The 17728-nt window shown below is 62.4% G+C and carries 19 protein-coding genes; 11 read left to right on the top strand and 8 right to left on the bottom strand.

Translation table 11 applies throughout. From position 1 onward, the window contains the following. Nucleotides 1-348 precede the first annotated feature (348 nt). Nucleotides 349-1536, top strand: coding sequence for a M24 family metallopeptidase (locus NKH98_RS05820; RefSeq protein WP_352897104.1), 1188 nt, complete (start codon nucleotides 349-351; stop codon nucleotides 1534-1536). Here NKH98_RS05820 and NKH98_RS05815 read toward each other — a convergent pair. The 3 genes from NKH98_RS05815 to NKH98_RS05805 are packed head-to-tail and all read right to left on the bottom strand — an operon-like array spanning nucleotide 1533 to nucleotide 4033. After that, entirely contained in the window at nucleotides 1533-1961 is a 429-nt protein-coding gene (locus tag NKH98_RS05815) for a cupin domain-containing protein (protein WP_352897103.1), read from the bottom strand. The genes NKH98_RS05820 and NKH98_RS05815 overlap by 4 nt on opposite strands. A 24-nt stretch (nucleotides 1962-1985) precedes the next feature. Then, the gene (locus tag NKH98_RS05810) at nucleotides 1986-2825 is read right to left on the bottom strand and encodes a phosphoenolpyruvate hydrolase family protein (protein WP_352897102.1); all 840 of its coding nucleotides are present in this window, start codon (nucleotides 2823-2825) and stop codon (nucleotides 1986-1988) included. Between the two features lie 11 nt (nucleotides 2826-2836). Then, the gene (locus tag NKH98_RS05805) at nucleotides 2837-4033 is read right to left on the bottom strand and encodes a Tm-1-like ATP-binding domain-containing protein (protein WP_352897101.1); all 1197 of its coding nucleotides are present in this window, start codon (nucleotides 4031-4033) and stop codon (nucleotides 2837-2839) included. Nucleotides 4034-4167: 134 nt separating this feature from the next. Here NKH98_RS05805 and NKH98_RS05800 point away from each other — a divergent pair, with 134 nt between their 5' ends. The 8 genes from NKH98_RS05800 (at nucleotide 4168) to NKH98_RS05765 (ending at nucleotide 11422) form a co-directional block, all read left to right on the top strand. Further along, the gene (locus NKH98_RS05800; RefSeq protein WP_352897100.1) at nucleotides 4168-4803 is read left to right on the top strand and encodes a TetR/AcrR family transcriptional regulator; all 636 of its coding nucleotides are present in this window, start codon (nucleotides 4168-4170) and stop codon (nucleotides 4801-4803) included. A gap of 393 nt (nucleotides 4804-5196) precedes the next feature. After that, nucleotides 5197-6513 carry an ABC transporter substrate-binding protein gene (locus NKH98_RS05795; protein ID WP_254816732.1) on the top strand — a complete coding sequence of 439 codons (1317 nt, stop codon included), beginning with the start codon at nucleotides 5197-5199 and terminating at the stop codon, nucleotides 6511-6513. 92 nt (nucleotides 6514-6605) lie between these two features. After that, nucleotides 6606-7511 (top strand): carbohydrate ABC transporter permease, encoded by a 906-nt coding sequence (locus NKH98_RS05790; RefSeq protein ID WP_254816733.1) that lies wholly within the window; start codon nucleotides 6606-6608, stop codon nucleotides 7509-7511. 1 nt (nucleotide 7512) lies between these two features. After that, nucleotides 7513-8472 (top strand): carbohydrate ABC transporter permease, encoded by a 960-nt coding sequence (locus NKH98_RS05785; RefSeq protein ID WP_023722316.1) that lies wholly within the window; start codon nucleotides 7513-7515, stop codon nucleotides 8470-8472. After that, complete coding sequence (locus tag NKH98_RS05780) at nucleotides 8469-8690, top strand: hypothetical protein (protein ID WP_023722317.1); 222 nt, start codon at nucleotides 8469-8471, stop codon at nucleotides 8688-8690. The genes NKH98_RS05785 and NKH98_RS05780 overlap by 4 nt, the downstream gene beginning before the upstream one ends. Next, nucleotides 8687-9790: an ABC transporter ATP-binding protein gene (locus tag NKH98_RS05775; protein WP_352897098.1), complete on the top strand. Its 1104-nt coding sequence runs from the start codon at nucleotides 8687-8689 to the stop codon at nucleotides 9788-9790. Before NKH98_RS05780 ends, NKH98_RS05775 begins: the two co-directional genes overlap by 4 nt. Further along, nucleotides 9790-10893: an ABC transporter ATP-binding protein gene (locus NKH98_RS05770; RefSeq protein WP_023675181.1), complete on the top strand. Its 1104-nt coding sequence runs from the start codon at nucleotides 9790-9792 to the stop codon at nucleotides 10891-10893. Before NKH98_RS05775 ends, NKH98_RS05770 begins: the two co-directional genes overlap by 1 nt. A gap of 247 nt (nucleotides 10894-11140) precedes the next feature. Continuing rightward, nucleotides 11141-11422 (top strand): hypothetical protein, encoded by a 282-nt coding sequence (locus tag NKH98_RS05765; RefSeq protein WP_352897097.1) that lies wholly within the window; start codon nucleotides 11141-11143, stop codon nucleotides 11420-11422. Between the two features lie 125 nt (nucleotides 11423-11547). On the opposite strand, the gene NKH98_RS05760 is transcribed toward NKH98_RS05765, so the two are convergent. Continuing rightward, a complete protein-coding gene (locus NKH98_RS05760) occupies nucleotides 11548-12519 on the bottom strand; it encodes an AraC family transcriptional regulator (protein WP_352897096.1) in 972 nt (323 codons plus the stop codon). Nucleotides 12520-12609: 90 nt separating this feature from the next. On the opposite strand from NKH98_RS05760, the gene NKH98_RS05755 reads away from it, so the two are divergent. Further along, nucleotides 12610-13833 (top strand): MFS transporter, encoded by a 1224-nt coding sequence (locus NKH98_RS05755; protein ID WP_352897094.1) that lies wholly within the window; start codon nucleotides 12610-12612, stop codon nucleotides 13831-13833. On the opposite strand, the gene NKH98_RS05750 is transcribed toward NKH98_RS05755, so the two are convergent. Further along, nucleotides 13830-14177: a GFA family protein gene (locus NKH98_RS05750; RefSeq protein ID WP_352897092.1), complete on the bottom strand. Its 348-nt coding sequence runs from the start codon at nucleotides 14175-14177 to the stop codon at nucleotides 13830-13832. The two genes, NKH98_RS05755 and NKH98_RS05750, sit on opposite strands and share 4 nt — an antisense overlap. A 117-nt stretch (nucleotides 14178-14294) precedes the next feature. On the opposite strand from NKH98_RS05750, the gene NKH98_RS05745 reads away from it, so the two are divergent. Further along, nucleotides 14295-15590 carry an amidase gene (locus NKH98_RS05745; RefSeq protein WP_352897090.1) on the top strand — a complete coding sequence of 432 codons (1296 nt, stop codon included), beginning with the start codon at nucleotides 14295-14297 and terminating at the stop codon, nucleotides 15588-15590. A 14-nt stretch (nucleotides 15591-15604) separates the two neighbouring features. On the opposite strand, the gene NKH98_RS05740 is transcribed toward NKH98_RS05745, so the two are convergent. The 3 genes from NKH98_RS05740 to NKH98_RS05730 are packed head-to-tail and all read right to left on the bottom strand — an operon-like array spanning nucleotide 15605 to nucleotide 17727. After that, entirely contained in the window at nucleotides 15605-15988 is a 384-nt protein-coding gene (locus NKH98_RS05740) for a hypothetical protein (RefSeq protein WP_352897088.1), read from the bottom strand. A 40-nt stretch (nucleotides 15989-16028) separates the two neighbouring features. Continuing rightward, on the bottom strand, nucleotides 16029-17009 hold the full coding sequence (locus NKH98_RS05735) for a hydroxyacid dehydrogenase (RefSeq protein ID WP_352506659.1): 981 nt from the start codon (nucleotides 17007-17009) through the stop codon (nucleotides 16029-16031). A gap of 1 nt (nucleotide 17010) precedes the next feature. After that, entirely contained in the window at nucleotides 17011-17727 is a 717-nt protein-coding gene (locus NKH98_RS05730) for a FadR/GntR family transcriptional regulator (protein ID WP_352897086.1), read from the bottom strand. Nucleotide 17728: the final 1 nt, after the last annotated feature.

Here is a 17728-nt window from a genome sequence, read left to right as displayed (position 1 = left end):
TCTCCGCGGACCCGACCGGGTCCGCCGTACCCCTCGGACGCTCGTAAGCATCCTGCAAAGCTGATTATGGGCCTTGTGCGGGGTTTCGCCAAAGACGGAATTGGCGCATCCTCACGTGGCTTTGAAATTTCCGTCCGTTGGACCAGTTGTACAGAAACGGTTCGATGCGCGGTTCTGGCAGGACCAGACTGGAGTAAAGTGCAGCAGGTGGACCAGCTTTGGGGCTGGTTCGCCCGTTCTGGCTGGACCAGATCGGGCAAAGTGATGCAGATTTAAGCATAGCCGAGGTTCAGAGCCGGAAAAGCCGGTGCCAGTGAGCGGCCAGCTAAGGATTTCAGGGAGAGAGACATGAACATTGCCCCAGGCAAGAATGCCGTCGGCGGCGTGCCGTTCGACCAGTCCAGGGTGGACGGGCTGATGGAGGAGGCCGGCATCGACGTGCTGCTCGCCACCTCCAAGCACAACACGCAGTATCTGCTTGGTGGGTACAAGTTCATCTTCTTCGCCGCCATGGATGCGATCGGCCACAGCCGTTATCTGCCTGTCGTCGTCTATGAGAAAGGTGGGCCGGAGCATGCCGCCTATATCGGCAACCGCATGGAAGGCGGCGAGCACCAGAACCATCCATTCTGGACGCCGACACTGCATGCCGCCTGCTGGGGCACGCTCGATGCCGCCAATCTGGCGGTCGAGCATTTGCGAAAGATCGGCAAGGGCAATGCCCGCATCGGCATCGAGCCCGCCTTCCTGCCGTCCGACGCCTATATGCTGATCCGCAACGCGCTGCCGGATGCCAAGCTGATCGATGCGACTGATATGCTGGAGCGCATGCGGGCAATCAAAACCGAGGCCGAGTTGGAGAAGCTGCGCATCGCCTCCGAGCTGATCACCGATTCCATGCTGGCGACCATCGGCTGGGCACGCGAAGGCACGACCAAGAGCGAGATCATCGAACAGCTCAGGCGCGAGGAGACCAATCGCGGCGCGCATTTCGAATATTGCCTGTTGACGCTAGGCTCCAGCCACAACCGTGCCGCCTCGCCGCAGGCGTGGAAACGGGGCGAGGTGATGTCGATCGATTCCGGCGGCAACTACCACGGCTATATCGGCGACCTTTGCCGCATGGGCGTGCTGGGCGAGCCTGACGCCGAACTCGAGGATCTGCTGGCCGAGATCGAGACAGTGCAGCAGGCGGCCTTCTCCAGGGTAAAGGCGGGCACGCTGGGCGGTGACATGATTTCTCATGCCGAAGGCGTGCTGAAGAAGTCGAAGGTTGCGCCCTATACCGATTTCTTCGCGCATGGCATGGGGCTGATCACGCATGAAGCGCCGTTCCTGATGACCAACCATCCGGTGACCTATGAAGGCACCTATGCCGCAAAGCCGCTGGAGAAGAACATGGTGCTTTCGGTCGAGACGACCATGCTCCACCCGACGCGCGGCTTCATCAAGCTGGAGGACACGGTGGCGGTCACCGACACAGGGTACGTGATGTTCGGCGATCGGGGCCGGGGCTGGAACAGGGGCGGAGGTTAGGCGCTTGTATCCCCGCCCGGCGGGATCAACCTGAAATCCGGCAACTCCCGCAACGCCAGTTCCGGCCCGGCCGGCGAATAGACGACGAAAAGCTGCATCGGCCTATCGCCGGTATTGAGCGTCGAGTGGAAGCGGCTTTCCGGCACATAGATGGTGCAGCCGGGGCCGACCTTCTCGACGACCGGGTTGCCTTTCTCGTCCTCGACCATCTGCTCGCCATTGCCTGAGATGACGAAGATGATCTCCTCCGCACCCGGATGGTTATGACGCGTATGGCCCTTGCCCGACGGGAGGTCGACGACACCACCGGAAAATCGCTTTGCGCCGTTCACTTCGGGAGCGACCGTCAGCGACAGCCTGCCCCAGTTGAAGCCGAAGGCGCTGACGTCTTTTGGATATACGAATACCTTGCTGTTGTCGGTCATCGTCCCACCTTCTTTTGCTGGTCTCTACGCAGCGCCGAACGTGACGGCCTTGAAATCCGCCGTCTGCCTGGCGATCGAGGCTTCCGCCGGCAGCCGCTCCATCGAACTGGCGCCATAGAACCCGTGCAGGCCCTTGCAACGCTCGAGAATATATCTGGCGTCGTCCGGCATAGAGATCGGCCCGCCATGGCAAAGCAGAATTATGTCCTCGCGCACTGAGCGTGCCGCTTTGGCGATGGCGTCGACCTCGCTGACACAGTCGTCCAGCGATTTAGCCGACGTCGCGCCGATCGAGCCGCCGGTGGTCACCCCCATATGGGCGACGACGATGTCGGCGCCGGCTGTTGTCATGGCGCGCGCCTCGTCTGGGTTGAAGACATAGGGCGTGGTCAACAGGTCGAGTTTGTGAGCCTCGGCGATCATGTCGACTTCGAGCCCAAAGCCCATGCCGGTTTCTTCAAAACTCCGCCGCATCTGGCCGTCGAACAGGCCGATCGTCGGAAAATTCTGCACGCCGGAAAAGCCCATCGTCTTCAACTCGGCCAAAAGCAGCGGCATGATGACGAAGGGATCGGTGCCGTTGACGCCGGCCAGCACCGGCGTCTTCTTCACCACCGGCAGCACTTCGTAGGCCATCTCCTTGACGATCTCGTTGGCGTTGCCATAGGCGAGCAGGCCGGCGGCCGAGCCGCGCCCGGCCATGCGGTAGCGGCCGGAATTGTAGATGATGATCAGGTCGATGCCGCCGGCTTCCTCGGCCTTGGCCGACAGGCCGGTGCCGGCACCGCCGCCGACGATCGGCACGCCATCCGCAATCATCATGCGGAATTTCTCCAGGATTTTCTTGCGCGGTATGGCGGCCATGTCTTGGTGTCTCACTGTCTGGCGATGTCGAGGAAGGCCGTTGTGGCGGCCCAGGCGAATTCGGGGTCGTTGATATGCAGCGGCAGGCGCAGCACGCGCCGCGTTTTGGCGGGTTTGATGGTACGCTCGATCGCCTCGAACAAAGCGGCATCGGCTTCAGGGTCGAAGAAGGCGCCGCCCTCGATGTCGAGCGCCGACACGCCTTTCTCCGGAATGAGGAAACGAACCGGACCCTGGCAGAGGCTCAGCCTTGTACCGATCCATTCGCCGATCGTTCTGCTTTCGTCGGCAGTGGTGCGCATCAGTGTGACGTTTGGATTGTGCTCATAGAACAGCCGGCCGCGATAGCGTTCCGGAATTGTCGGCGGCGCCCAGAAATTGACCATGTCGAGCGCGCCGACCGAGCCGACATAAGGCAGCCTGGTGCGGGCGATGGCGCCAAAGCGATCTTCGGTCGCCGGCAGCACGCCGCCAAACAGCAAGTCGCAGACTTCGGTCGTTGTGATGTCGATGACGCCGGACAACAGGCCGCTGTCGGCCAATTTTTCCATAGTGCGGCCGCCGGTTCCGGTGGCATGAAAGACCATGCAGTCATAGGTCGAACGAAGCTCGTCGGCGACGGCGGTCACGCACGGCGTGGTGACGCCGAACATGGTCAGGCCTATCGAGGGTCTGCCGTCGGCCGGCGGCGCCGGCTTTGCCGCCATGCCTGATATCGCCTGGGCGGCATTGTGCAGCACGACACGGGAAAGTCGGTTGAGGCCGGCCATGTCGGTCACCGACGGCATCATGACGATGTCGGAGACGTCGACGTAAGGCGTGGTGTCACCGGAGGCCAACGTCGAAACCATGATCTTGGGCAGGCCGAGCGGCAGCGTGCGCATTCCTGCGGTGATGATCGAGGTGCCGCCACCGCCGCCAATGCCGATAATCCCGGCAATATCGCTGCGCGACTGGACAAACCGTGCAAAGGCGGCGGCCATTGCCGCCACCGCGGTGCCGCGATCGTCGATGCCGAGCACGGCATTGCGACCCTCGGAATGGTGGCTGGCGACCTCGTCTGCCGAAATATCGACCGGCACGGTCGCGCCGCGTGTTCCGATGTCGACACGGGCAACCGAAGCGCCGGTAGCGGCGACCGCATCGGACAGAAAAGCGAGTTCCTCGCCCTTGGTGTCGGCGGTGCCCACCACATAGATGCGCTTCATCGCGTTTCCCCGGTCTTGGGCGTGTTCGGCGCTGCCGCCCCTTTGCCTGGCCGTTCGACGGCGCGAAGGGCCATTGCAATTTTTTGAGACGCGCGTATCGTATTGACATGAATGTCTCACGTCAACAAGCGGCAATGGACGACGATGCCGCCCAAGGGCCGAACCCGCAGGTAGAGCGCGGGGCCCGCGCGCGCACCAAGCGGTTGATGCTGGAGACGGCGACAAAGCTGATGCAGGCGGGCGCCACGCCCTCCGTCAGCGAGGTGGCGGAAGCAGCGGAAGTCTCGCGCGCCACCGCTTATCGGTATTTTCCGAGCCAGGCGGCGCTGGTGCAGGCGGTGGTCGACGAAGGGCTCGGGCCGATCCTTACCTGGCAATCGATCTCTGCCGATCCGGAGCGCCGGGTCGCCGAGCTGTTCGACACCGCCATGCCGCGCATCGAGGCCTTCGAAGCGACGTTCAAGGCGGCGCTGAAACTGTCGCTCGACCAGTGGGCACAGCGACAGGCAGGCACGCTGGGCGGCGAACCGGCCTTCACGCGCGGCCATCGCATCGAGCTTTTGAAGGATGCGATCGCGCCACTCAAGGGCCAGTTGCCGCCGCGCGAATTCAAGCGGCTCGCGCAGGCGCTGTCGCTGATCTTCGGCGTTGAGGTGCTGATCGTTTTGAAGGATATATGGGGACTGGATAGCCGCCGCATGATGTCGGTCGCGCAATGGGCGGCCGGCGCTCTGGTGCGCGCGGCGGTGACGGAATCGGTGACTGAATGAGATGGGATCGCGCCGACGTCGGCCGCTAGATAACGTCAATCTGGTTCGACCAGATTTTCAACCTGACTATTCATGCTACTACCGATGCAGCGGTCCAAGCAAGGCATTTATGTATCAAAGAGTAGGAAAATTCAGGGAAAACAGGCAGATATCGCAGAAACCAACTTGTCTGCGTGTCCGTCGCCGTCCAAGAAAGGGCTTGACGTTCCTCTGGAATTGGTAATACCAGATCAGGACAAATAAAGCGGATCAAAAGGGTGAAGGCTAATATCCGTTTCGGTCGAACGAGGAGGCTCAAAAACCGGAACGGTGCCGTCACGGGAGGACTACCAGGGCCGGCCTCGCCGCCGGCCCGCATGACAAGGTAGAATGCGCACAAGGGAGGAAATCATTATGCGCAAGACAATGACCAGCTTGCTTGCTGGTATCGGCCTAGTGCTCGCCTGCGGAACGTCCGTCTACGCGCAGGAAAAGGAACTTACAATCTTCTGGGCGGAATGGGATCCGGCCAATTACCTGCAGGAACTCGGCAACGAGTACGAGAAGGAAACCGGCGTCAAGATCACGGTGGAAACCACACCGTGGCCCGACTTCCAGACCAAGGCCTTCACCGAGTTCAACGCCCATGGCGACGCCTACGATATGGTCGTCGGCGACTCGCAATGGCTAGGTGCCGGCTCGACAGGTGGCCACTATGTCGACCTGACCGACTTCTTCAACAAGCACAAGGTCGGTGAAGTGATGGCACCGGCCACGGTGAAATACTATGCCGAATATCCGGGCGGCAGCAGCAAATACTGGGCCATTCCGCTCGAAGGCGACGCCGTCGGCTGGTCCTACCGCAAGGACTGGTTCGAAGACCCCAAGGAAAAGGAAGCCTTCAAGGCCAAGTATGGCTACGATCTCGACGTGCCGAAGGACTGGAAGGCTTTGCGCGACATCGCCGAATTCTTCCACCGTCCGGACCAGAAGAAATACGGCATAGCCATCTACACCGACAATTCCTATGACGCGATGGCGATGGGCTTCGAAAACGCGCTATTCTCCTTTGGCGGCGAGCTGGGTGACTATAAGACCTACAAGGTCGATGGCTTCATCAACTCCGACAAGGCGATCGCGGCGCTCGACGCCTACAAGGAACTCTACAAGTTCACGCCCCCGGGCTGGGCCAAGTCGTTCTTCGTCGAGGACAACCAGGCGATCACTGAAAACCTGGCCGCAATGAGCATGAACTACTTCGCGTTCTTCCCCTCGCTGATCAACGAGGCGTCGAACCCGAATGCCAAGAACACCGGTTTCTTCGCCAATCCTCCCGGCCCGAACGGGGACCAGTTCGCCGCACTCGGCGGTCAGGGCATCTCCATCGTTTCCTACTCGCAGAAGCAGGAAGAGGCGACGAAGTTCCTGGAATGGTTCATCAAGGACGAGACCCAGAAGAAATGGGCAGCGCTTGGCGGCTACACCTGCAGTGCCGCCGTGCTCAAGTCGCCCGAATTCCAGAACGCCACACCCTATAACAAGGCGTTCTACGAGACCATGTTCAAGGTCAAGGACTTCTGGGCGGTTCCGGAATATGCCGAACTGCTGCAGCAGCTCAACCAGCGCATCTATCCCTACATGATCGGCGGCGAAGGCACCGCCAAGGAGACGCTGGACGCACTGGCAGCCGACTGGAACGCGACCTTCAAGAAATACGGCCGCGGCCAATAAGCATGAAGTTTCACGGAGGGGGCGCTCGTGCCTCCTCCGTTTCTTTTTCTGATTTTTGAAATCTTTCTGATTTCTGAACTGGGAGCAGGGTCTTGGCGACCACAATGATCACCACGCTGGACAGGTCCTCGCGGGCCGCCGCTCGCGGTCTAAGCGACATTTCGATCCGCAATCTCTTCATCATCCCGACGATCCTGTTTCTGATCGTCTTCAACATCTTCCCGCTGATCTATTCGCTAGGCTATTCGTTCACCGATTTCCGCGCCTCGACCAGCGCGGCGGCGAATTTCGTCGGGCTGCAAAACTATCGCGACCTGCTCAGCGATCCCTATGTCTGGTCCAACTTCGCCATCACCGCGAAATACGTCATCATCTCGGTCGCCGGCCAGCTGCTCGTCGGCTTCGGCGTGGCCATGCTGCTCAACCGCGACATTCCGCTCAAGGGCCTGCTGACGACGCTTCTGTTGTTGCCGATGATGCTGTCGATGGCCGTCGTCGGCCTGTTCTGGAAGCTGCTCTACGATCCGTCCTTCGGCATCATCAATTATGCGCTGGGCCTCGGCACCTTCGAATGGCTGTCGAATCCGAAAATGGCGCTCTATGCGGTCGCGCTGACCGACATCTGGATGTGGTCGCCCTTTGTCATGCTGTTGTCGCTGGCCGGCCTGTCGGCTGTGCCCAAGCATCTCTACGAGGCAGCCGCGATCGACAGGGCCGGGCCGTTCTACACCTTCTTCCGCATAACGCTGCCGCTGGTTGCGCCGATCCTGATGATCGCGGTCATCTTCCGCACCATGGAGGCGTTCAAGACCTTCGACCTCGCCTACATCCTGACCAGCCAGCCGACGGCCGAGCTGATCTCGATCCGGCTCTATAAGATGGCGTTCCAGGAATGGCAGACCGGGCGTTCATGCGCGCTCGCCTACATCGTGCTGATCATGGTGCTGGCGATCACCAACATCTATGTCAAATATCTCAACAAGGTGAAGGAGCGCTGAGATGGCCGCAGTCCGCACTTCTTCCGAAATCACCTTCAACCGGGTCGCCATCGTCGCTGTCCTGCTGGTGACGATCATCTTCCTGGCGCCGATCTACTGGATCGCCTCGACGGCTTTCAAGCCGCGCAATCTCGCCACCACCATTCCGCCGACGGTGGTTTTCCAGCCGGAGATATCGCCCTTCGTCAAGTTGTTCACCAAGCGTTCGCAGCTGCGCAGCCCGCCGTCGCCGGAGGAGTACGCGGCTGCGCCGTGGTGGGAGCGCGTCGTCTTCAATGGCGGCGAAAAGATCGTGCGCGACGGCAAGGGCCAGGTGCAGTGGTCGGGCTATCCGAGCCGTTTCATGAATTCGCTGATCGTCGCCATAACCTCGACCGTCCTGGCCGTCGGCATGGGCACCTTCACCGCCTATGGCTTCTCGCGCTTCAAGGTGAAGGGAGAGGCGGATCTGCTCTTCTTCATCCTGTCGACGCGCATGCTGCCGCCGGTGGTCGTCGCCATCCCAATGTTCCTGATGTACCGGGCGGTAGGGCTCAACGATTCCCATGTCGGCCTGATCATTCTCTACACCGCCTTCAACCTGTCCTTCTCGGTCTGGCTGATGAAGGGCTTCATGGACGAAATCCCGAAGGAGTATGAAGAGGCGGCGCTCGTCGACGGCTACACGCGCATGGAGGCCTTCTTCAAGATCGTGCTGCCCGAGGCCGCCACCGGCATCGCCGCCACCGCCGTGTTCTGCTTCATCACGGCGTGGAACGAGTATGCCTTCGCCCTGATCATGACCAGCCGCCGCGCCCAGACGGCACCGCCCTTCATTCCCAGCCAGGTCGGCGCCGGCCTGCCGGACTGGACGGTGATCGCCGCCGGAACCTTCCTGTTCCTGCTGCCGGTCGCGATCTTCACCTTCCTGCTCCGCAACCACCTGCTGCGCGGCATGTCCTTCGGAGCGATCCGCAAATGAGCTTTCGCGACATCAACCAGAAATATCTCGAACCGGGCAGCCAGGTGCTGATGGTGCTCGGCATCATAGCGCTCTGCCAGCCATGGCACATGCTGCTGCACAGCTATGGCGTGACCATCATCCTGATCGGCCTGATTGGCTTCAACATCACCTCCAAGATCGCGCCGGAGGAGAAGGCCGGCACCGGGCAAGGGGCAAATCCGGGGGCACAGCATTGACCCAGATCGAGCTTCGCGGCGTCCAGAAATATTTCGGCGCCGTCCAGGTCATCAAGGACCTCAACCTGAAGATCGACGACAACGACTTCATCGTGCTGCTCGGCCAGTCGGGCTGCGGCAAGACGACGACGCTCAGGGCGATTGCCGGGCTGGAGACGATCGACGGCGGCGACATCCTCATCGACGGCAAGCCGGTCCAGCACCTCAAGGCCGCCGACCGCGACATCGCCATGGTCTTCCAATCGTTTTCGCTCTATCCGCATATGAGCGTTTACGAGAACATCGCCTTTCCACTGAGAGCGACGCGCAAGAGCAAGGCCGAGATCGACAGCGAGGTGCGCTCGGTCGCCAAGACGCTGCAGATCAGCGATCTCCTCGCCAAGAAACCGTCGGCGCTGTCCGGCGGCGACATGCAACGCGTGGCGATCGGCCGGGCCTTGGTGCGGCGGCCGAAGGCGATGCTGATGGACGAGCCGATCGGGGCGCTCGATGCCAAGCTGCGCGAGGAGATGCGGGCCGAGATCAAGCGGCTGCACATCAAGCAGGGTTCGACCAGCATCTACGTCACCCACGACCAGATCGAGGCGATGAGCCTCGCCGACCGCATCGTCATCATGCATGAAGGTGTGCTGCAGCAGGTCGGCTCGCCGGACGAGGTCTATTCGCATCCGGCGAATCTTTTCGTCGCGCAATTTGTCGGCAGTCCGGTGATGAACGTCGCCGATGCTTCGGTGACCGAGAAACCCTCATCGGCCTCGGTCACGGTCGGCGATGCGGCCGCTGGCTTCGAATTCCCGCGCGCCTTGCTGTCGAAGCTCAACGGCCATGCCGGCAGCCAACTCGCGCTCGGCATCCGGCCGGAAGGCGTCCTCGTCCGCCGCGAAGCCGCCGAGGGGTTCCTGCCGGTCGACACGCAGATCGTCGAGCCGCTCGGGTCCTTCGACATCGTCGACCTCAAGGTCGGCTCCAAGATGCTGCGTGCGCGCACCAAGAGCGGCTTCATCAGCGGCCCCGGCGAAAGGGTCTTCGTCAGAATCGATCCCAGCCAGGCGCATTTCTTCGACACGGCGAGCGGCAAATCGCTGGGAGTGAGACTCTGATGGCCCACATCCAGCTCAAGAACATCTCAAAGAAGTTCGGGAACCACACCGCCTTGACCGGGCTCGATCTCGACATCGCAGATGGCGAGTTCTTCGTCCTGCTTGGCGAGACCGGCGCCGGCAAGACGACGACGCTGCGCATGATTGCCGGCCTGGAAAAACCGAGCGAAGGCCAGGTCTTCATCGATGGCGTCGATGTCGCCGACTGGGGCGCGGCCGAGCGCGACGTGGCGCTGGTGCTGCAGCAATATTCGCTCTATCCGCGCTATACGGTGCGCCAGAACCTCGAATTTCCGCTGAAGCCGAAGATCCGCCGGCTGCCCGATGCCGAGATCAAGGATCGTGTCGACCGCGCGGCCAGGACGCTGCGGATCGAGCATCTGCTCGACCGCAAGACCGACAGGCTTTCAGGCGGCGAGATGCAGCGCGTCTCGATCGGCCGCGCCATCGTGCGCAAGCCGCGGGTATTCCTGATGGACGAGCCGCTGTCGGCGCTCGACGCCAAATTGCGCGAGGCGCTGCGCACCGAATTGAAGAACCTGCAGATGCAGCTTGGCGCCACCTTCCTGTTCGTGACGCACGATCAGATCGAGGCGATGTCGATGGGTGACAAGGTCGGCGTGCTCAACCATGGCCGCATCGTCCAGACCGGCACGCCGTACGAGATCTACAACAATCCGCGCGACACCTACGTGGCAAGCTTCGTCGGCTCGCCGCCGATGAACCTCATCGACGGCAAGCTCGTCAACGGACGTGCGGTGATGGCGCCGCTCAATTTCGAATTGCCGTTTGCGGGGGGTGCCAAGACTTCGGGGGGTGCCAAGACGGGCGCGGCGACCGACGGTCGCCCGCTCGTCTTCGGTATTCGTCCCGAAGACGTCTATCTCGAGACCGGCGCGCCGGTCGAGGCGCGGGTCCACGATGTCGAGAACCATGGCGTCGAGAAGATCCTGACGCTGCGGGTCGGCGACGCCATGCTGCGCGCCACCGTGCCGGCCAGGACCGACGTCCAGATAGAGCAGCCGGTGCGCTTTGCCTGGAATCCGGACAAGGTGGTGCTGTTCGACAAGGGCAGCGGAATAAGTCTGCGTCACGCCGGCTAAGTACAAGCCTCTTTACTGCAGTTGGAGCGGGATGCGTTCAACACGAACCGTGTATCCCGCTCTATCTATGTGTTATAGCCGCATTTGTGCGACGCTACGTGATTCCATTTGGTGCGAAATGCTCGAGTCTTCCCGTCATCCCCCGTGCGGGGGATGCGGATGCGCCGATTTGTCGAATAGGCTGATCCTTTGGTCCCAAACGGGCTTTGCAAGCCCAATTTTGGAGGCCCGAAATGGAGGGTTGGCTATGGGAAATCTGTTCCGCAGTTTTGCGACGATCCTGCTTGTCGCCGGTATGGGATTGTTGGCGGCGCATCTGGGCGAGGCTCAGGCAGCCAAGAAAGTCGTCGCCGGTGCGAAGGTCGACGCCAAGAAGATCAAGGGCCTCAACGGCACGGTCAATCTGTCCACCAGCGACTGCAAACTGTTGTTGAGCGGCACCGTCGTCGAAGTCTCGGATGGCAGGTGCGGGGCCTCCGGCAAATATTGCAAGAGCAGTGCCGGCTCGGCCTGCATCACCGAGCAATAAGCCGGCCAACGTTTAGCCGGCCTAAAGCGCGTCGCGTTCGACCGGCCTCATGCGACGCGCTTTAGATTCTTGTTTTGATGCACGTCGTTATCGCAAAACCGCTGCACACTTTTGCGCGACATGCATTAGCGGATCTCCGCCTGTTCCTCGGCCCGGAAATGGCTGGGCGGCGATCCGATGACCCGTTTGAAGGCGCGGCTGAAGGAGGCGTCGGATTCGTAGCCGAGGCGCGCCGCGACGACGGAAATCTTGAGCCGGTCGCGGACCAGCCATTGCCGCGCCTGGTGCATCCGCACCTGCGTGACGTACTTTGCCGGTGTTTCGCCGACAATGGTTGCGAAGCGCTCGGCGAAACCTGATCGCGAGGCACCCATCATCTTCGCCAGAGCCTCCACCGTCCAGTCACGGTTCGGTTCCAGGTGGATCGCGGCCAGCACCCGGCCGATCTCGCGATCCCTGACCGCCGCGATCCATCCGGAAGAGTCGCCGCAGCCGCGCTCGACCCATGAGCGGATGACGGTCGCGGCAAGCACATCGGCCAGCCGCGCCAGGATACCGCCGGAGCCGACGCGCTCCATCGTCACCTCGCGGGCCATCGCTTCCAGCAAATGTGGGATACCTGGTTCATAGGCTTCCAGCTCATGTGCGCGCATCACGTCCGGCATCATGCCGAGCAAGGGGTGCAAGCCATCCAGATTAAAATACATGCTGCCGAAAAACAGCAAGGTCCCCGGACGGCAGCCGGGCACGCCGTCATTCGACATGCAATAGACATTCTTGCAGATTTCCTCGACCTCATAGCCGTGGATCGGCGCCGCCTCGATACCCGGCTCGCTCGCCAGCGTGTGAGCTGAGCCGCGCGGCAACAAGGCAGCGTCGCCCGCCTTGAGCTCGACCCATTGGCCGGACGGCTGCAGTAACCAGCAGCCTTTACGGCCGATGAAATGAAACCGTGCCGCCGCCTGAGCCGGAAAATGGATGCCCCAAGGCTCCTTCATCTCGCAACGGCCGTAATCGACGCCTTCGAGGCGCAATCCGCGCAATATGTCCGTCAGCGGATCGCCGGTTACGGGGATTTTGGACGAACGGTCAAACATAATGGTGTTTCTAGCATGGAAACTCCAGCCAGTCACTCCTTATGTTGCATTGCAGCCAAATGCTGCGCTGCAACAGACCGGAGATCCCTCATGACCGAACCCGCGACAGGCGTCATGGACGCCGTTCTCGATCCATCGGAAACTGGCGAACGATCCGAGCCCGCATGGGGGGCGGTGGTTTCCCTGGCGCTCGGAGTCTTCGGCCTGGTGACCGCAGAATTTCTGCCGGCCAGCCTGCTGACGCCGCTTGCGCAGGATCTCGGCATCACCGAAGGCGCCGCCGGGCAGGCGGTAACGGCAACGGCCGTCATTGGCGCAATTGCGGCGCCGACCATGGCTATTGTCACCAAGCGGCTGGACCGCAGGCTGGTCATGTTGGCGCTGACGGTGCTGCTTGTGCTGTCAAACCTGGTGGCCGCGTTTGCGTCGTCGCTTCCTGTTCTTCTGATCGCCCGCATCATGCTCGGGATCAGTCTCGGCGGCTTCTGGTCGATGTCGGCGGCCATGGCGATGCGGCTTGTCCCAATGCGGCTGATGCCGCGCGCCATGTCGATCATCCTTACCGGTGTCTCGGTGGCGACGGTCTGCGCTGCTCCGGTGGGCGCCTATGTAGGCGACATCTGGGGATGGCGGACGGCATTCATGATCGCCGCCGTGGTCGGCGCGCTGGCGCTTCTGGTACAGGTGGCTACCATTCCGCGACTGCCGCCGGCAGGTACGGCAGGTTTTCGCACGCTGCTGGAGGTGATGAAGCGGCCGATGATCAGGGTGGCACTGCTGGTGGTGTTGCTGGTCGCCTCGGGACACTTTGCCGGCTTCACCTATGTCCGCCCGTTTCTCGAGAAGGTGCCCGCGCTGGACATCGAGACGATCTCGCTTGTGCTGCTCGCCTACGGCATTGGTGGCTTCTTCGGCAATTTTGCCGGCGGCTTCATTGCTGAGCGCAGCCTCAAGGCAGCCGTCACTCTGGCGCCTCTGCTGATAGCGTCTTCAGCGCTCCTGCTGCTGGTGGTCGGAGGCTCACCCGTCGTCGCTGCAATAGCAGTGGCCAGCTGGGGCTTTGCCTTCGGCGCGGTGCCGGTCGGGCTGCAGACCTGGCTGGTGCGAGCCGCCCCCGATCAGGCGGAAAGCGCCGGCGGGCTGATGGTCATGACGTTCCAGGTCGCCATCGCGTTGGGCGCCGTCTTCGGCGGCCTGCTGGTCGACAATGCCGGCGTTGCCAGCGCCTTCGCCTATTGCGCGGCGGCGACATTGCTTGCGGCACTGGCGGCGTTCTTCCTTGGCCCCAAGCCGATCGACGATCCCAAGGCCTAGAAGGAACGGCCGTCGAAGTCGAAGACCGGCACGGCGGCGACGTCCAACGCCTCGATACAATGAATATTGATATAGGCACTTCGCCCGCTCCCTTCGCCGACATCCTCGGCGAAGGGGTGAATGCCGCAGCTGCGGCAGAAGCGGTGGGCGATGACATGGTTGCCGAAGCTGTAGCGGCCGAGATCATCGCCCCAGGCAAGCACCCGCATGCTTCCATGCGGCACTGCCCATAGCAGCGCACCCTTGCGCGAGCAGATCGAGCAATTGCACCGTACGGCTCCGGTCAGCTCGCCTTCGACCTCGAACGCGACCTTGCCGCAGTGGCAGCTGCCTTGGTAGAGCATCGGGCCTTCCTCCTTCGGTTCGACAGGTGCAAATCCGACCGTGCCGGGCTATGTCTCCTGCGGCAGTTGGGGCTGCTATCTTAAGACGTTCCAAGCGTGCGGAGTCCGACACCGAAAATGCAATCAGCCCGTGATAGCCTCGAAGCAATTCTTTCGCGTCTTGCCGTTCGCGTCGACGACGAAAGCGTTTTCGTAAAGCTCTACCCGGAAGCCGCACGGGCGGCGGCCGACGCAGCCGATGCGCGGCGAAAAGCCGGCGTCACGCTCGGGCCGCTCGATGGGGCGATCGTCTCGATCAAGGATCTGTTCGATGTCGCTGGCGAGTCGACCACGGCGGGCTCTCTGCTGCTCGCCACCGCAGCGCCGGCGTTGCGGGATGCCATTGTCGTGCGACGGCTGCGTCAAGCCGGTGCAGTCATCCTCGGCAAGACCAACATGACCGAGTTCGCCTTCACCGCGATCGGCGTCAATCCACATTACGGCACCCCCGGCAATGCAAGCGATGCCAGCCGTATTCCAGGCGGCTCGTCGTCAGGCGCCGCGGTTTCGGTCGGCGAAGGCACCAGCCAAATCTCCATCGGTTCCGATACGGGTGGTTCGGTGCGCATTCCGGCATCGCTGAATGGCGTCGTCGGTTTTAAGCCGACCGCACGGCGCGTGCCGCTCGCGGGTGCGTTTCCGCTGTCGGCCACACTGGACTCGATCGGTCCGCTGGCCCGCACCGTCGCCGAATGTGCGGCGGCCGATGCAGTGATGTCGGGCGAAGACCTGGCGGCACTGTTGCCGCTTCCACTGGATGGCCTGCGCATCGGCATTGCGCGCGGCGTGCTGTTCGATGATACGCAGGAAGAGGTCGCGACGACGTTCGACTGGTGTCTTCGCAAGATGGAGCTTAGCGGCGCACGGCTTGCGGAACTGTCGATCGACGACCTGCTTGCCGAGCTGCGCGCGGCAACCAAGCGCGCCTCGATCGCGGCGATGGAAGGGGCGGAGATCCATGCCGACTGGCTGGCGACGGGAGCGCCGACGCCGGTCGACCCGCGGGTAAGCGGACCATTGTCGCGCGCCGCCGCCATTCCGGCTACGATCTATATCAGGGCAATGCGCCGTCGCGCAGCACTTGCCGCCGCAATGGATGAGCGGCTGGCAGGGGTAGACGTGCTGGCCCTACCGACCACGCCGGTGACGGCGCCGACGATCGTCTCGATGACCGGCGACGAGGCCCTCTGCAACAGGATCGAGGGTCTTCTGCTGCGCAACACGCAGGTCGCCAACCAGTTCGATCTGTCAGCAATCTCGCTGCCCATGCCGGGAAAGGCGCGCCCGGCCGGGCTGATGCTGGTGGCGCGCAATGGTCATGACCACGACCTGCTGCGCATCGCAGCCGGCGTGGAGGCGCTGCTTGCAAATTGATCCGACAGCGCGTGTCAGCGCGACGAGCAGTGGCCGCGTTCGCTGTCCTTGGCGGCGCGTTCGATGCCGGTGGCAACCAGCCAAGGCAGGGTGTACCGCTTGCCGTTGAAGGTCCGGGTGCGGTTCTCGATCGATCCGACAACAACGACCTCGCCGGCATAGAGCTTGTCCGAAAGATCGAGGGCTTTGTCTTGCTGCGGCAGGCGATCGATGTCGATTGAAACGCCTTTGATGAGCTTACCAGCAGCGAGGTCGAGTGCGCTGTTCGATGGACAGGGTGCCGCCACGCAGCGCAAGCCGTTGTCGCAGAACACGTAGCTGCCCTGTCCGTTGGCGAAGACTTGCGCCGTCGCCACGCAGAAGCCAGCGGTCAGCAGGAATTTTGTGACGTTTACCATGCCGGCACCATCGCCGGCGAGTTCGGGAAAATTGAGGCGCTCAGAGATCGACAGGGAACCGTCGCCGGTAGTGCTCGACCACTTCCGGGTTGCGCAGATTGACCGGTAATCTGTTGGCCAGCACCAGCAAGGCTTCGCCAGCCGCGCCGACGCCCATGCGCATCATCGACTGCTCGGTGATCCCAGCCATGTGCGGGGTGACGATGACGTTGTCGAAGCCGAAATAGGGATGGTTGGGCGGCAGCGGTTGTGTTGCAAAAACATCGAGTGCGGCGCCGCCGATGCGGCCCTTCTGCAAGGCCTCGATCAGCGCGTCGTCGTCGATCACCGGCCCGCGCGAAACGTTGATCAGCAGCGCATCCGGCTTCATCCGGTCAATGCGCTCGCGGCTGATCAGCCCCCGTGTTTCGGGCGTCAGCGGGCAGCACAGAACGATGATGTCGCTCTGTTCGATCAGCGCATCGATCGACAGGAAGCCGACCCTGTCCGGCGCCGGCCGCATGCTGCGCGTCGTCGCCACCACATTCAGATCGAACCCATGTGCCGCGATGTGGCCAACCGCCTGGCCGATCGCGCCGAGACCGACAATGCCGATCGTCTTGCCCGCTAGCTCGCTGGCCACCACCGTGTGTTCGCGGCCGGCCAGCCAGCCCTTCGCACGCAGGTCGCGGTCCAACACACGAAAGCGCCTAAGCAGCGCCAGCGCCGCGAACATCACGTATTCGGCGACGGATCGCGCGTTCACCCCCGGTACGTTCGCCACCAGCACGCCGGCCGCATTGGCCGCTTCCATCGGTACCATGTCCAGCCCGGCGCCGTGCCGGATCGCGGCCCTGAGCTTCCTTGCTCCTTCGAAAAGCGACGCAGGCAAGGGAGCGCGAACGATGATGACATCGGCGTCTCTTGCCTCGGCGGCAAGCGTATGCGCATCGAGGGCGGAAGCAACGACGAGTTCGCCGGCCCCTGTCAGCATGGAAGAGGCACGGGGGTGCAGTCTGTGTGTCGACAGGATCTTGGGCATTTCAGGCCTTTTCGAGCGCTGGGCTTTGCGGTTCCGCCCCACGCCCCTCGATCAGCCCCTTCCAGTAGCTTTCGGCGCCTTGCAGATGGGCGCTCATCAGCGCCTGGGCGAGATTGCCGTCGCGGCGCAGCAGCGCCTCGTAGATCTGGATATGCTCGGCATGGGAGCGCACGCTGCGTTCGGGATCGTTGAAATAGATCGGCAGGCGCAGCTCACCCATCATGTAGTAGACGCTGCAGATATTGTGGAAGACGCTGTTCTTGGTCGCCCGCACGATCTCGAGGTGGAACTCGCGGTCTTCCCGGGCAAGGCCTTCACCGGCCGCGATGCGATCCTCGGAGGCCTTCAGGATCTCGCGCAGCCGCGCGAAATTCTCCTCGGTGGCGCGTGAACAGGCCAGTTCGGCGGCCTTGATCTCGTGGATCTTGCGCAACTCGACCGTCTCGTAGATCTGGACGGGATCGAGCGGCAGGCCCGCGCGGGCGAACAGCGCCATCGCCTCGACGCTCGCCTGCTTCGTATCGATGTAGATGCCGGATTTCGCCCGTCGCTCGACGATGCGCATCGCCTCGAGAATGGCCAGCGCCTCGCGGATCTGTCCGCGGCTGACGCTGAAATGCTCTGCCAGTTCGCGCTCCGACGGCGTGCGGCCGGTCTCCTTGTCGGAATGGGAGAACAGATAGGCGGCGAGTTCCGCGAGAAGGTTCTTTTCTTTCATG

Source organism: Mesorhizobium sp. M0833 (assembly GCF_040319905.1).
Taxonomy (GTDB): Bacteria; Pseudomonadota; Alphaproteobacteria; order Rhizobiales; family Rhizobiaceae; genus Mesorhizobium.
This window is presented reverse-complemented; position numbering and strand designations above follow the sequence as displayed.